The sequence below is a fragment of the Geobacillus sp. C56-T2 genome (assembly GCF_007829715.1).
In the GTDB taxonomy this organism is placed as follows: domain Bacteria; phylum Bacillota; class Bacilli; order Bacillales; family Anoxybacillaceae; genus Geobacillus; species Geobacillus icigianus.
In genome coordinates, this window is sequence record NZ_VJWB01000001.1 from 250,245 (window position 1) to 265,488 (window position 15,244).

Here is a 15,244-nt window from a genome sequence, read left to right on the forward strand (position 1 = left end):
AATGCCGCCGATTCGTGTGTGACAGCGATTTTTCACCGTCCTCCTAGTAGTGGGGGACAAGGAGGTTCCGGTCTTTTGGGATACGACACCGGAAGCGGCGTTCTTTTTTGTCCCATGAGGACGAGGGTGTTCCGTTTGGGACACCCTCGTTTTCCGTTGTGACAGCCTTCTCGCCAGCTGGACTGCGTCGCATCAGGCTAATGTTAGGCAAACAGGCGAATGAGCTCATTGATCGACAAGACGGCAAACAGCGCTAAGCACAAAGTGAGCAGCACGTTCGACAGCCAATGGTTTCGCCCTTCGTCCGGAAGCGCTTTTTTGGAGTTGAGCAAGTAAAGGAGCGTGACAGCCAAAAACGGCATAAACAGCGCCCCGAGCGCTCCATAGACGATAATGAGCCCGACCGGTTTGCCGATAAAATGCAAGAGCATCGGCGGGAACGTGAGCCAAAAGACGTAGAAACGAAACGCTTTTGTCTGGTTGAGCGACTCGGCGCCAACCGACGTTTTCCGCATGTTGCGAACAAAATCGGCAAACAAATAGGAAACGCCGTTCCAAACGCCGATGACGGATGTAAACGACGCCGACCAAAAACCGAGCAAAAAGAGCCAACGAGCAGCTGGATGAAGCTCATTGCCCATGATCGAAGCGAACGAGACAAGCCCTTGTTCGCCGCTGATTGACGTATTAGTTCCGTAAAGAAGCGCGGCGCCTAAAATAAGAAGCGACAATGTAAAAATCGCTGTCACGATATAGGCGATGGCGGAATCGTAACGCATCGGCGATACGTAGGCGCGGCCTTTCCAGCCGTTTTCCTGCAGCCAATAGCCGTACGACGCCATCGTAATCGAACCGCCGACGCCACCGATTAGCCCGAGGGCATACAAGAGCGAGCCTTTGGGCAAATCGGGAACGGCTGTGTTCCAAAGATCGTCCAGCTGCGGCAACACAAGGAGCGCCGAGCCGACCACCGTGACAAACATCAGTCCAACGAGCACGTTCATCACCCGTTCGAACAGCTGAAACCGTCCTGACCACGTGATGGCAAAACCGGCGAGGCCATGAATGACCGCCCAAGCCCAAAGCGGGATCGAGGGGATCATCGCCGACATCGCCAGCGCGCACGATGAGGTGCCCGCCGCTCCGTAAACAAATCCCCAAATGATCGCATACACCCCGAAGTAGACGGACGCCCATTTCCCCATCGACTGCCAGCCTTCGAAAATCGTTTTTCCGCTTAATAAATGCCAGCGCCCGACTCCTTCGTTCAGCACAAATTTGAACAAGGCCCCGACGATAATCGCCCAGATGAAAACAAGGCCGTAGTTTGTGCCGGCGACAAGGGCGGCGACCAAGTCTCCGGCGCCGACCCCGGTGGCGGCAACGATCAACCCAGGGCCGATCATCGTCCATTTTGATTTCCTCATTTTTCTCCTCCCCCTTTGTTGCAAATTGATTCCAAAAGTTCGGTATATTCGATATCATATTAATAGTATAAACGAGATATTGTCTACCGCTAAAAGACCCATTCATCACCATAAAAGGAGCTTGATGTCATGACGATGAACGAACCGTTGCTTCCCGCCGTCGAACAAGTTGTTCGCAATGTCGAACAAGTCATTGTTGGAAAACGCCAAGTGATTGTGCTCAGTTTCACGGCGCTGTTGGCCAAGGGGCACGTATTGCTTGAAGACGTGCCCGGTGTCGGCAAAACGATGCTCGTGCGCGCGCTGGCGAAATCATTTCAAGCTGAGCTGAAACGGATTCAATTTACGCCGGATTTGTTGCCGAGCGATGTGATTGGTGTTTCGGTCTATAACCCGAAAGAGCGGCGGTTTGAGTATAAACCTGGGCCGATCGTCGCTCATATCGTGCTCGCTGATGAGATCAACCGGACGTCGCCGAAAACGCAGTCAGCGCTTCTTGAGGCCATGGAAGAAGGAAGTGTGACGGTCGACGGCATCACGCGGGCGCTGCCGCAGCCGTTTTTTGTCATGGCGACGCAAAACCCGATTGAATACGAAGGAACGTATCCGCTTCCGGAAGCGCAGTTGGACCGGTTTTTGCTGAAGCTGCAAATGGGCTATCCGTCTGCTGATGAGGAAATCGAGATGTTGCATCGGCTGGAAAAAATGAAGCCGTTGGAAGAGATCGGACCGGTGATGACGCTCGACGAATTGCGGGCTTTGCAGCAGAAGGTAGCCGATGTGTATGTCAGCGATACGGTGAAGCGCTATATCGTCGAGCTGGTCCGGCAAAGCCGGGCGCATGAAGCCGTGTATTTAGGCGTCAGCCCGCGCGGGTCGGTCGCCTTGATGAAAGCAGCGCAGGCCTACGCGCTCATTCATGGCCGCGATTTTGTCATCCCTGATGACATACAGCAGCTTGCTCCTTATGTGCTTGCCCATCGTTTGCTCGTTCGTCCGGAAGCGAAATGGGACAAGCTTGATGCGAAAACGATCCTTTCCGAGCTGATGGCCCGCACGCCGGTGCCGGTGCAAGGACGGCGGTGAACGGGATGAAGCGAACGGGGAGGAGAACGTGGCGGCCCTTGTTGGGCGTGGGGATCTTAACTGCGGTTTTGTTTTCCTACGCCATGTTTCAAGGGGGCTTTGTCAGCTGGTTTTTGTTTTATAGCTTTTTGCCGTTTGGGTTGCATGCGTTGACGGTGGCCCTGTATCCGCTCCGACGCGCGGCGGTGAGCCGGACGGTGCCGGCGCAGCGCTATTATGCGGGAGAAGCGATTCCGGTTACTGTTCGAGTTGAGCTGCCATGGCCGTTTCCCATGGCCGCGGTCGCGGTCGGTGAGGAACGAGAGGGGAAAGGTGGGGGTGCCATCGTTTCTTGGGTGTTTCGGCGCCGTCTTTCTTGCCGATGGACGCTTATGTTGCCCCGCGGCCGCCATCAATTGGAAACGGTGCGGCTGGAAGTGAGCGATATGTTTGGTTGGGGGAAGCGGGCGGAATCGTTCTCGGCTCCGTGCACGGTCATCGTCTATCCTCGTTATGTGGAGTGGCCGGCGAGCATGGTGCGTGAGTGGTTTTCCCATGGAAACGCGGCCCGGACGTTTGCCTATTGGCGTGACCTAGCGGTGGCGGTCGGGGCTCGCGAATACGCGCCGGGCGATAAAATGTCTTGGGTGCACTGGAAGGCGTCAGCGCGCAAGAACGAGTTGATGACAAAAGAATTTGATGAGCAGCGCAACGACGATTGGTTCGTTGTCTTGGACGGCGGCCCATCACCTTCGTTCGAGGAGCTAGTCACGCTGGCCGCTTCTGTGGCGAAAGCGCTGTTGGATGCGGGAGCTCCGGTTGGACTGCTTGTGGCGGGGAAAGAGCGCTCGTCCTTAGCGCCGCGGCGTCATGAGGAACAGTGGCAGGCGCTTCTTCTCCGCTTGGCGGAAGTGAAGGCGGCCCGCGAAGGGGGAATGGAGGCACTGCTTGTTGACGAAACGAATTGGAAAACGGCGGCCGGATGCATTTTGGTGACGTCTGCCTTGTCTTCCGCTCTGTTGCCGCCGTTGCGCGCACTGGCGATGAAGCGCCGCGTCATTTTATATGTTGTGACGGGCGAACGGAGAGAGGAACAAAGGCGTTGGGAAGAAGAGCTTCGCCGCAGCGGTGTGCATGTCTCCGTCATTGCCCCTGACATGTTGCAAACGGTTCGGCAAGGAGGGGAGTTTCAATGAAGAAGGGGGTAGCTCGGCTGTTCTCTTCGTTTTTGCCTGCCTTGTTTGCGGCTTGGCTGCTCACCGAATGGCTCTGGCCGTTGGACGATGTGACGGATACGAGCCATATCGGTTTGTTTGTCTCGTTTGTCTTCCTTTGTTTTGTCGGCTATTGGGTTCGCCTCCCAGCGTGGCTTGCGGTTCTTGGGAAGGGATGGTATATCGGATGGGCGCTCTCCCGTTTATCTTCGTCTCACTCCATCACCGCTTTGCCTTCGGCGCTTTGGCGGGATTGCCTCAACTGGCTGTGGGGCGATCGGTCTTCCATGCCGAGCGATACCGTGCGGACGTTTATCTTTTTTCTTCTGCTATGGCTCGCTTCGGCCGCTTTTCATTGGCTCATCGGCAAACGGCAGCAGTGGTTGATTCCGTATGCGTTGACCGTTACGTATATTGCCGTCCTTGATACGTTTTTCCCATATAACGGCGATCAGGCGATCGTTCGTCTTGTCGGGCTCGGTTTTTTGGCTTTTGTGTGGCTGCATGGCGAACGGATGCGGGCAAACGGCGCTTTATTTTCTATCGGAAGGTGGCGGACAGCCGCCCTGTTCGTTCCGGCGTTGGCGCTGGCGGCAGGATATGCAGGCCCCAAACTCCCGCCGCAATGGCCCGATCCGGTGGCGTTTATCCGCAGCGCCCATGCCGTGCCGGAGCCTGGCGATGATGAGCCGGCTTCTTCTGCCGTAGCCAAAGTCGGGTATGGACAAAATGATTCCCGCCTCGGCGGACCGTTCCTTGCCGATGATACGCTCGTATTCACAGCGAAAGATCGAGGTCTTCATTATTGGCGCGTTGAGACGAAAGACGTTTACACCGGCAAGGGGTGGGAGGAGTTTCAGAGCGAACAAGTTTACTCGTTTGCCAATGGAGAGACGATCAAACATGAATGGTGGAGCCCGCGAGTCGAAACGGTGGAGCAAACCGCGGAAATCCACCTTCATCAAGGAGGATTTCATCTCGTTTATCCGCTTGGTTTGCGGCAAGTGAGAGCAGTTGATCCGGTCGTTTATCGCATGAAGTTGGCGACAGAGAAAATTGAGGCGACCGACGACCGAGCCAACGCGGTTCCTATGAAACAGTATGTTGTCACGTATGGGGAGCCGGATTTTCCGATTGCCGCCCTGCGCGCTGCTCCCCCGGTCCAAGACCGGTCTTTGTTGAAACGATATACGCAGCTGCCGAAAACTTTGCCGCAGCGGGTGCGCGACTTGGCCAAACAAATTACGGCCGGAGAAAAAACAGCCTATGATCAAGTCAAAGCCATCGAGCAATATTTTCAGCAGAGCGGATATGTATATGAGACGAAAGATGTGGCCGTGCCGGGGGAAAACGAAGATTATGTCGACCAATTTTTGTTTGAAACGAAACAAGGGTATTGCGACAACTTTTCCACTTCGATGGTGGTCCTTGTGCGCACGCTCGGCATCCCCGCCCGTTGGGTGAAAGGCTATGTATCGGGGCGGTTGGTTGGGGAGCAAAACGGCGATTTTCTTTACGAAGTGCGCAACAATGACGCGCATTCGTGGGTGGAAGTGTATTTTGAAGGCATCGGTTGGGTGCCGTTTGAGCCGACGCGGGGGTTTGTCAATCCTTACGCGTTTTCCCTTGATGCTTCCGAGGAGAATGACCTTGCGGCGCCTGAGCAACAACCGGAAGAGCAGGATCGAACGAACCTCTCGCAGCCGCCGTCGGAGCCGTCTTCTGCCGCGAAACAAGACGGCCATTGGTGGGAGCGGCTCGTTGACTTCTGGTCCTGGAAAACGGTGGTGGTGGCGGCGGCCGCGCTGGTGGCAGCGGCTGGCGCGATTTATGCGACAAGACGGAAATGGTGGCCGCGCCTGACCCTTCTTCGCTTTCAGCGCCGAAAAGCGGACGGAAGCGACTGGCTGATTTCAGCGTATGCGGCGCTTTTACGCCATTTGCACGATTACGGGCTGAAGCGGCGGCCGCAGGAAACGCTGCGCCAGTATGCGAAGGAGGTCGATCGTTTGTTTGAAACGGATGAAATGAACCGGTTGACAAGGCTATATGAATGTGTGGTGTACGGAACCGGTCTTCCGGACAGAGACGTTCGCGAAGCTGTTCAATTGTGGGAAAATTTAATAAAAAGGACGATCTCTTGACCGCATGCCGGCAAGTTGATAGAATGAATTCAAATTTGCACACCGACAAACGAAAAGCCCTTCATATAAGCGCAGGAATACGGCTTGCGCGTCTCTACCGGGCCGCCGTAAACGGCCCGACTATGAAGGCAGAAGACGCTGCTATTCTGCCTTCATCCATGTCTCGGCCAATGGCGGCGTTATTTTTTTGATGAGGTGGAACGACATGAATCAAGAAATGATCGTTGTCTTGGACTTTGGCAGTCAATACAACCAGCTGATCACTCGCCGCATCCGCGAATTTGGCGTCTATAGCGAACTGCACCCGCACACGATCCGCGCTGAGGACATCCGGGCGTTGAACGCCAAAGGAATCATTTTTTCCGGCGGGCCGAACAGCGTGTATGATGAGCAAGCGTTTCGGTGCGATCCGGCGATTTTTGAGCTGGGCTTGCCGATTTTAGGAATTTGTTACGGGATGCAGCTGATGGCCCATCATTTGGGAGGGAAGGTGGAAAAAGCGGCGCACCGTGAATACGGCAAAGCGCTCATCCAAGTGAAAAACGATTCTTTGCTTTTTCATGGGTTGCCGGACGAGCAAGTCGTTTGGATGAGCCATGGCGATTTGGTGACCGCTCCGCCTAGCGGCTTTGTTGTCGATGCGACGAGCCCTTCGTGCCCGATCGCCGCGATGAGTGACGAACGGCGAAAATGGTATGGCGTGCAATTCCACCCAGAAGTGCGCCACTCGGTATACGGCAATGATTTATTGAAGAACTTTGTCTTTGAGGTATGCGGCTGCCGGGGCGATTGGACGATGGAAAACTTTATTGATGAGCAGGTGCGCCGCATTCGCGAACAAGTCGGCGGGAAAAAAGTGTTGTGCGCCTTAAGCGGCGGGGTCGATTCATCGGTCGCCGCGGTGTTGGTGCATCGCGCTATCGGTGATCAGCTCACATGCATTTTTGTGGACCACGGCCTTCTTCGCAAAGGCGAAGCAGAAAGCGTCATGAAAACGTTCCGTGAGCAGTTTCACATGAACGTCATCAAAGTCGATGCAAAGGAGCGCTTCCTGGCGAAGCTCAAAGGGGTCTCTGACCCGGAACAAAAGCGGAAAATCATCGGCAATGAATTTATTTATGTGTTTGACGATGAAGCGGCTAAGCTTGAGGGTATTGAATTTTTAGTGCAAGGCACGCTTTATACGGACATTATTGAAAGCGGCACGGCGACGGCGCAAACGATCAAATCGCACCATAACGTCGGCGGCTTGCCGGAAGATATGAAATTCGAACTGATCGAGCCGCTCAATACGCTGTTTAAAGATGAAGTGCGCGCACTGGGCACTCAATTGGGGATTCCGGACGAGATCGTCTGGCGCCAGCCGTTCCCGGGGCCGGGGCTCGGCATCCGTGTGCTCGGTGAAGTGACGGAAGAAAAGTTGGAAATCGTCCGTGAATCGGATGCCATTTTGCGGGAAGAAGTGAAAAAAGCCGGACTAGACCGCGAAATCTGGCAGTACTTTACGGTGCTCCCTGACATCCGCAGCGTCGGAGTGATGGGGGATGCCCGCACGTACGATTATACGGTGGCCATTCGCGCCGTGACCTCGATCGACGGGATGACCGCCGATTGGGCGCGCATTCCGTGGGATGTGCTCGAGCGCATTTCAACGCGCATCGTGAACGAAGTGCCGCACGTCAACCGCGTCGTCTACGACATTACAAGCAAGCCTCCAGCAACGATCGAGTGGGAATAAAAACGAACAAAAGACGAACATTTCCAAAGGAATGTTCGTCTTTTTCCTTGACAGCTGCTCTTTGGGCTGATACAATAGCTGTGGAATCATGAATATGGTCGAATTCCGTCGTATAATCCCGGGAATATGGCTCGGGAGTTTCTACCAAGCTACCGTAAATAGCTTGACTACGAGGGATGCGGGATAGGAGAGCGCTTGTTTTGTCCTCTCTCTGTTCGTCATTCCTTCCTAGTCAACGCTTCTGGTAGCGGCAGAAGCGTTTTTTTATTTTTTGTAGGGGGGACAGACTGTGAGAAAGTATTTTCAATTCGATGAGCTCGGCACGAATTATCGGACAGAGATCATCGCCGGGCTGACGACATTTTTGTCGATGGCGTACATTTTGTTCGTCAACCCGTTTACGTTGTCGCTTGGCGCGGTGAAAGATTTTCCAGATGAACTGCGGATTGACCAAGGGGCGGTATTTGTTGCCACCGCTTTGGCCGCGGCGTACGGATCGATTTTGATGGGGGTGTTGGCTCGCTATCCGATCGCTTTGGCGCCGGGGATGGGATTGAATGCCTTTTTCGCCTTCACCGTTGTCCTGCATATGGGGATCCCTTGGCAAACGGCGCTTGCGGGGGTTTTCGTTTCGGGAGTCATTTTTACGATTTTAACGCTGACGGGCATTCGGGAAAAAATTATTGATGCCATCCCGGTTGAGTTGAAATACGCCGTCGGTGCCGGAATCGGGCTGTTCATTACATTCATCGGCCTGCAAAACGCCGGCATCATTGTGAATAACGACGCGACGTTAGTCGGGTTGAGTGATTTAAAAGATGGCAATACGCTGCTTGCGATTTTCGGCTTGTTGATCACCGTCGTCTTGATGGTGAAAAAAGTGAACGGCGGCGTTTTTTATGGCATGGTCATTACCGCTGTTGTCGGCATGATTTTCGGTTTAATTGAAGTGCCGAAACAAATTGTCGGCGCCATTCCCGATATTTCACCAACGTTCGGCGTCGCGATCGAACACTTGCCGGACATTTTCTCATGGAAAATGCTCGGTGTTGTTTTGACGTTCTTTATTGTCGACTTTTTCGATGCGACTGGCACGCTCTTGGCGGTCGCCAACCAAGCCGGGTTGTTGAAAAACAATAAACTGCCGCGCGCCGGCAAAGCGCTGCTCGTTGACGCGACGGCCGTCATGGTCGGAGCGGTGTTTGGCACATCGACGACGACGTCGTACATCGAATCGTCGGCCGGCGTCGCTGCCGGAGGGCGCTCCGGGTTTTCGGCGGTCGTGACAGGGATTTTGTTCCTGTTTGCTTTGTTCTTCTCGCCACTGTTAAGCGTTATTACCGCGCCAGTTACGGCGCCAGCGCTCATCATCGTCGGAGTATTGATGGCTTCATCGATCGGTGAAATCGATTGGAAGAAGTTTGAGGTAGCTGTACCGGCGTTCTTTACATTGATTACGATGCCGCTTTCCTACAGCATCGCCACCGGCATCGCCGTCGGCTTCATTTTCTATCCGATCACGATGATTTTGAAAGGCCGCGGCAAAGAAGTACATCCATTATTGTATGTGCTGTTTGTCATTTTTATCTGTTATTTCATCTTCTTGCGCGAATAGGAAAAAGTGAAAAGGACTGTTCCTAGGATGAGTTTGATCATCTTAAGAACAGTCTTTTTTTGTATCTTATGCATAAATTTTTTTGCATGAGGGGTCGGATGATCCCAATATGGTATAATGGTCAAAAAGTTGGAGGGGAGTCACATTGATGTTTATCCGTTACGTGGATGATGCAGAGAGGCTTTATGACCACTTTGTCGATCATGTTGTGTACGGAATGCTGGCGAGAGAGTGGAAGAGATAAGGCTCTTCACCACAAAATGTACTTGACAAAAAACGTTTTTCATGATAAGAACGTCAAAAAGATTGATTACCATTTTTTGTTATTTTTGTTCAACCGGGAGGGATAATATCATGTTTGTTCCTAAAAGTCAAGTACATCTTTCGGTGATGAACCAGAGATAAAACAAAATGGTGTTGATTGGAAAGAAAAAACTTTACATAAGCAATTGACACATCAAAATAGAGGTGCTATATTAATAAAGCCGCTTTGAAGCGGCAAAAAAGAAAAAAACATGTTGACAAAAACAAAAAGAAATGATACATTGTAAGAGTCGCTTTTGAGGAGGCAAATTCCTCGAGCGAAGCAATGAACGATGAATTTGTTCCTTGAAAACTGAACGAAACGAAGCGCAACGAAAGGCTGAGGTCCGTGGATCGCCGCGACGGGCAAATGTTCTTCACCCACAGGGGTGCTTGCACCCCGAGGGGGAGGTTATTTAACCCCGAGCGGCGGCGGACCGAAGCTAGACAATACGAAAAGCGGAGGCCGCTTGACACGTTTGGTGTCGGCGCCGAAGCTTACAAAGCCAATCAACTTTCTTTTGGAGAGTTTGATCCTGGCTCAGGACGAACGCTGGCGGCGTGCCTAATACATGCAAGTCGAGCGGACCGAATCGGAGCTTGCTCTGGTTGGGTCAGCGGCGGACGGGTGAGTAACACGTGGGCAACCTGCCCGCAAGACCGGGATAACTCCGGGAAACCGGAGCTAATACCGGATAACACCGAAGACCGCATGGTCTTTGGTTGAAAGGCGGCCTTTGGCTGTCACTTGCGGATGGGCCCGCGGCGCATTAGCTAGTTGGTGAGGTAACGGCTCACCAAGGCGACGATGCGTAGCCGGCCTGAGAGGGTGACCGGCCACACTGGGACTGAGACACGGCCCAGACTCCTACGGGAGGCAGCAGTAGGGAATCTTCCGCAATGGGCGAAAGCCTGACGGAGCGACGCCGCGTGAGCGAAGAAGGCCTTCGGGTCGTAAAGCTCTGTTGTGAGGGACGAAGGAGCGCCGTTTGAACAAGGCGGCGCGGTGACGGTACCTCACGAGAAAGCCCCGGCTAACTACGTGCCAGCAGCCGCGGTAATACGTAGGGGGCGAGCGTTGTCCGGAATTATTGGGCGTAAAGCGCGCGCAGGCGGCTCCTTAAGTCTGATGTGAAAGCCCACGGCTCAACCGTGGAGGGTCATTGGAAACTGGGGAGCTTGAGTGCAGGAGAGGGGAGCGGAATTCCACGTGTAGCGGTGAAATGCGTAGAGATGTGGAGGAACACCAGTGGCGAAGGCGGCTCTCTGGCCTGTAACTGACGCTGAGGCGCGAAAGCGTGGGGAGCAAACAGGATTAGATACCCTGGTAGTCCACGCCGTAAACGATGAGTGCTAAGTGTTAGAGGGGTCACACCCTTTAGTGCTGCAGCTAACGCGATAAGCACTCCGCCTGGGGAGTACGGCCGCAAGGCTGAAACTCAAAGGAATTGACGGGGGCCCGCACAAGCGGTGGAGCATGTGGTTTAATTCGAAGCAACGCGAAGAACCTTACCAGGTCTTGACATCCCCTGACAACCCAAGAGATTGGGCGTTCCCCCTTCGGGGGGGACAGGGTGACAGGTGGTGCATGGTTGTCGTCAGCTCGTGTCGTGAGATGTTGGGTTAAGTCCCGCAACGAGCGCAACCCTCGCCTCTAGTTGCCAGCATTCGGTTGGGCACTCTAGAGGGACTGCCGGCGACAAGTCGGAGGAAGGTGGGGATGACGTCAAATCATCATGCCCCTTATGACCTGGGCTACACACGTGCTACAATGGGCGGTACAAAGGGCAGCGAACCCGCGAGGGGGAGCGAATCCCAAAAAGCCGCTCTCAGTTCGGATTGCAGGCTGCAACTCGCCTGCATGAAGCCGGAATCGCTAGTAATCGCGGATCAGCATGCCGCGGTGAATACGTTCCCGGGCCTTGTACACACCGCCCGTCACACCACGAGAGCTTGCAACACCCGAAGTCGGTGAGGTAACCCTGACGGGAGCCAGCCGCCGAAGGTGGGGCAAGTGATTGGGGTGAAGTCGTAACAAGGTAGCCGTACCGGAAGGTGCGGCTGGATCACCTCCTTTCTAAGGGGAAAAGCGGAGGCCGCCCGCCTATCGGCGAAACGCGCTGGAGGGCCTGCGAGGAGGCTCGAACCAAGCTTTGCTTGGTTCTGCGTGGGTGGTGCCACAGGAGCGTATGCAATGTGTTGCCGCCGCAGCAGGACCGAAGCGTCGCGAGCCGATGGCGGCCGGAGCTAGACAGTAGTCCATATGCATGAACACCGCGCTTTCGTTTCGTTCAGTTTTGAGGGAACGAGTGATGTTCTCTCAATGGCAAACATCGTTCTTTGAAAACTAGATAACCGCAAAAGTAAAGGAAGAAGCCGAGACGCTGTAGGTTAAGCTAGAAAGGGCGCACGGTGGATGCCTTGGCACTAGGAGCCGATGAAGGACGGGGCAAACGCCGAAACGCTCCGGGGAGCTGTAAGCAAGCGTCGATCCGGAGATGTCCGAATGGGGGAACCCACTGTCCGTAATGGGGCAGTATCCATGCCTGAATCCATAGGGCATGGAGGGCACACCCGGGGAACTGAAACATCTTAGTACCCGGAGGAGAAGAAAGCAAACGCGATTCCCTGAGTAGCGGCGAGCGAAACGGGAACAGCCCAAACCAAGAGGCGAGTCCTCTTGGGGTTGTAGGACCGCTCACTGTGGGAGTGAGAAAGGAACGGGGTAGACGAACCGGTCTGGAACGGCCGGCCAGAGAAGGTGAGAGCCCTGTAGTCGAAACTTCGTTCCCTCCCGAGCGGCTCCTGAGTACGGCGGGACACGGGAAATCCCGTCGGAAGCAGGGAGGACCATCTCCCAAGGCTAAATACTCCCTAGTGACCGATAGCGAACCAGTACCGTGAGGGAAAGGTGAAAAGCACCCCGGAAGGGGAGTGAAAGAGAACCTGAAACCGTGTGCCTACAAGTAGTCAGAGCCCGTTCATGGGTGATGGCGTGCCTTTTGTAGAATGAACCGGCGAGTGACGATGGCGTGCGAGGTTAAGCCGAAGAGGCGGAGCCGCAGCGAAAGCGAGTCTGAACAGGGCGCAGGAGTACGTCGTCGTCGACCCGAAACCAGGTGATCTACCCATGTCCAGGGTGAAGGCCGGGTAACACCGGCTGGAGGCCCGAACCCACGCACGTTGAAAAGTGCGGGGATGAGGTGTGGGTAGGGGTGAAATGCCAATCGAACTTGGAGATAGCTGGTTCTCCCCGAAATAGCTTTAGGGCTAGCCTCGGGTGTAAGAGTCTTGGAGGTAGAGCACTGATTGGGCTAGGGGCCCTCATCGGGTTACCGAACCCAGTCAAACTCCGAATGCCAACGACTTATGCCCGGGAGTCAGACTGCGAGTGATAAGATCCGTGGTCGAGAGGGAAACAGCCCAGATCGCCAGCTAAGGCCCCCAAGTGCACGTTCAGTGGAAAAGGATGTGGAGTTGCGAAGACAACCAGGATGTTGGCTTAGAAGCAGCCACCATTTAAAGAGTGCGTAATAGCTCACTGGTCGAGTGACTCTGCGCCGAAAATGTACCGGGGCTAAACGTGCCGCCGAAGCTGCGGGATGACCGTTGGTCATCGGTAGGGGAGCGTTCTAAGGGCAGAGAAGCCAGACCGGAAGGACTGGTGGAGCGCTTAGAAGTGAGAATGCCGGTATGAGTAGCGAAAACAGAGGTGAGAATCCTCTGCGCCGAAAGCCTAAGGGTTCCTGAGGAAGGTTCGTCCGCTCAGGGTTAGTCGGGACCTAAGCCGAGGCCGAAAGGCGTAGGTGATGGGCAACAGGTCGAGATTCCTGTACCACCTCCTTCCCGTTTGAGCGATGGGGGGACGCAGGAGGATAGGGCGAGCAGGCGGCTGGAAGAGCCTGTCCAAGCAGTGAGGCTGGCCAGTAGGCAAATCCGCTGGCCGGAAGGCCAAGCTGTGATGGCGACGGATTGGATCCGGAAGTCCCTGATTCCACACTGCCAAGAAAAGCCTCTAGCGAGGGAAGAGGTGCCCGTACCGCAAACCGACACAGGTAGGCGAGGAGAGAATCCTAAGGCGCGCGGGAGAACTCTCGTTAAGGAACTCGGCAAAATGACCCCGTAACTTCGGGAGAAGGGGTGCTCTTTCGGGTGAAGAGCCTGGAAGAGCCGCAGTGAAAAGGCCCAAGCGACTGTTTATCAAAAACACAGGTCTCTGCGAAACCGAAAGGCGACGTATAGGGGCTGACACCTGCCCGGTGCTGGAAGGTTAAGGGGAGCGCTTAGCGGAAGCGAAGGTGCGAACCGAAGCCCCAGTAAACGGCGGCCGTAACTATAACGGTCCTAAGGTAGCGAAATTCCTTGTCGGGTAAGTTCCGACCCGCACGAAAGGTGTAACGACTTGGGCGCTGTCTCAACGAGAGACCCGGTGAAATTATACTACCTGTGAAGATGCAGGTTCCCCGCGACAGGACGGAAAGACCCCGTGGAGCTTTACTGCAGCCTGATATGGAATTTTGGTATCGCTTGTACAGGATAGGTGGGAGCCTGAGAAGCCGGAGCGCCAGCTTCGGTGGAGGCGACGGTGGGATACCACCCTGGCGGTATTGAAATTCTAACCCGCACCCCTTAGCGGGGTGGGAGACAGTGTCAGGTGGGCAGTTTGACTGGGGCGGTCGCCTCCCAAAAGGTAACGGAGGCGCCCAAAGGTTCCCTCAGAATGGTTGGAAATCATTCGGAGAGTGCAAAGGCACAAGGGAGCTTGACTGCGAGACGGACAGGTCGAGCAGGGACGAAAGTCGGGCTTAGTGATCCGGTGGTTCCGCATGGAAGGGCCATCGCTCAACGGATAAAAGCTACCCCGGGGATAACAGGCTGATCTCCCCCAAGAGTCCACATCGACGGGGAGGTTTGGCACCTCGATGTCGGCTCATCGCATCCTGGGGCTGTAGTCGGTCCCAAGGGTTGGGCTGTTCGCCCATTAAAGCGGTACGCGAGCTGGGTTCAGAACGTCGTGAGACAGTTCGGTCCCTATCCGTCGCGGGCGTAGGAAATTTGCGAGGAGCTGTCCTTAGTACGAGAGGACCGGGATGGACGCACCGCTGGTGTACCAGTTGTCCCGCCAGGGGCACCGCTGGGTAGCTATGTGCGGACGGGATAAGCGCTGAAAGCATCTAAGCGTGAAGCCCCCCTCAAGATGAGATTTCCCATCGCGTTAGGCGAGTAAGATCCCTCGAAGATGACGAGGTTGATAGGTCCGAGGTGGAAGCGTGGCGACACGTGGAGCTGACGGATACTAATCGATCGAGGGCTTAACCTAGAAAAGCGCAGGCGAGCGGTTCGCCGCGACGGGCAAATGTTCTTCACCCGCAGGGGCGCTTGCACCCCGAGGGAGAAGGTTATTTGGCCCCGAGCGGCGGCGAGCCGGAGCTAGACCGGACGAAATGCGGCTTCTTCCGATGGTTATCTAGTTTTGAAGGAATGAGTTCCTTCTTGACAGGAATTAATTTTCTGGTATAATGATTGATGAAAAACGGAATAGCTTGCCTAGTGGTGATAGCGGAGGGGAAACACCCGTTCCCATCCCGAACACGGAAGTTAAGCCCTCCAGCGCCGATGGTAGTTGGGGCCAGCGCCCCTGCAAGAGTAGGTCGCTGCTAGGCAGGCAAAAATGAGGGAGCTATACGGTTCTCTCATTTTTTTGCCTATTGTCATTAAGTTTTAATGACGCCATTTTC

At 54.7% G+C, this 15,244-nt stretch carries 6 protein-coding genes, 3 rRNA genes, 1 pseudogene and 2 riboswitches; of the genes and pseudogenes, 9 read left to right on the plus strand and 1 reads right to left on the minus strand.

The genetic code is table 11. The features are described 5' to 3' along the window. Positions 1 to 203 precede the first annotated feature (203 nt). On the minus strand, positions 204 to 1,427 hold the full coding sequence (locus GC56T2_RS01385; RefSeq protein WP_144972509.1) for an Nramp family divalent metal transporter: 1,224 nt from the start codon (positions 1,425 to 1,427) through the stop codon (positions 204 to 206). A gap of 129 nt (positions 1,428 to 1,556) precedes the next feature. Between GC56T2_RS01385 and GC56T2_RS01390 the strand changes: the two genes are divergently transcribed. The 9 genes and pseudogenes from GC56T2_RS01390 (at position 1,557) to rrf (ending at position 15,169) form a co-directional block, all read left to right on the plus strand. After that, positions 1,557 to 2,513 carry an AAA family ATPase gene (locus tag GC56T2_RS01390; RefSeq protein ID WP_172706475.1) on the plus strand — a complete coding sequence of 319 codons (957 nt, stop codon included), beginning with the start codon at positions 1,557 to 1,559 and terminating at the stop codon, positions 2,511 to 2,513. Between the two features lie 5 nt (positions 2,514 to 2,518). Continuing rightward, complete coding sequence (locus GC56T2_RS01395; protein ID WP_144972511.1) at positions 2,519 to 3,688, plus strand: DUF58 domain-containing protein; 1,170 nt, start codon at positions 2,519 to 2,521, stop codon at positions 3,686 to 3,688. Continuing rightward, on the plus strand, positions 3,685 to 5,850 hold the full coding sequence (locus GC56T2_RS01400) for a DUF4129 domain-containing transglutaminase family protein (RefSeq protein ID WP_144972513.1): 2,166 nt from the start codon (positions 3,685 to 3,687) through the stop codon (positions 5,848 to 5,850). Before GC56T2_RS01395 ends, GC56T2_RS01400 begins: the two co-directional genes overlap by 4 nt. A gap of 41 nt (positions 5,851 to 5,891) precedes the next feature. Further along, positions 5,892 to 5,993, plus strand: a riboswitch (purine riboswitch). A gap of 62 nt (positions 5,994 to 6,055) precedes the next feature. Continuing rightward, positions 6,056 to 7,588 carry a glutamine-hydrolyzing GMP synthase gene (gene guaA, locus GC56T2_RS01405; RefSeq protein ID WP_144972515.1) on the plus strand — a complete coding sequence of 511 codons (1,533 nt, stop codon included), beginning with the start codon at positions 6,056 to 6,058 and terminating at the stop codon, positions 7,586 to 7,588. An 88-nt stretch (positions 7,589 to 7,676) separates the two neighbouring features. Next, a riboswitch (purine riboswitch) is annotated at positions 7,677 to 7,778 on the plus strand. A 99-nt stretch (positions 7,779 to 7,877) separates the two neighbouring features. Further along, positions 7,878 to 9,203 (plus strand): NCS2 family permease, encoded by a 1,326-nt coding sequence (locus GC56T2_RS01410; RefSeq protein ID WP_144972517.1) that lies wholly within the window; start codon positions 7,878 to 7,880, stop codon positions 9,201 to 9,203. A gap of 163 nt (positions 9,204 to 9,366) precedes the next feature. Continuing rightward, a pseudogene (locus tag GC56T2_RS18420) lies at positions 9,367 to 9,447 on the plus strand (GNAT family N-acetyltransferase); the annotation flags it as partial. A gap of 577 nt (positions 9,448 to 10,024) precedes the next feature. Beyond that, positions 10,025 to 11,583: ribosomal RNA gene (locus GC56T2_RS01415) — 16S ribosomal RNA — on the plus strand. A 312-nt stretch (positions 11,584 to 11,895) separates the two neighbouring features. Beyond that, positions 11,896 to 14,826 (plus strand): 23S ribosomal RNA (locus GC56T2_RS01420). 226 nt (positions 14,827 to 15,052) lie between these two features. Next, positions 15,053 to 15,169: ribosomal RNA gene (gene rrf / locus GC56T2_RS01425) — 5S ribosomal RNA — on the plus strand. The 16S, 23S and 5S rRNA genes sit together here, the layout of an rRNA operon. Positions 15,170 to 15,244: the final 75 nt, after the last annotated feature.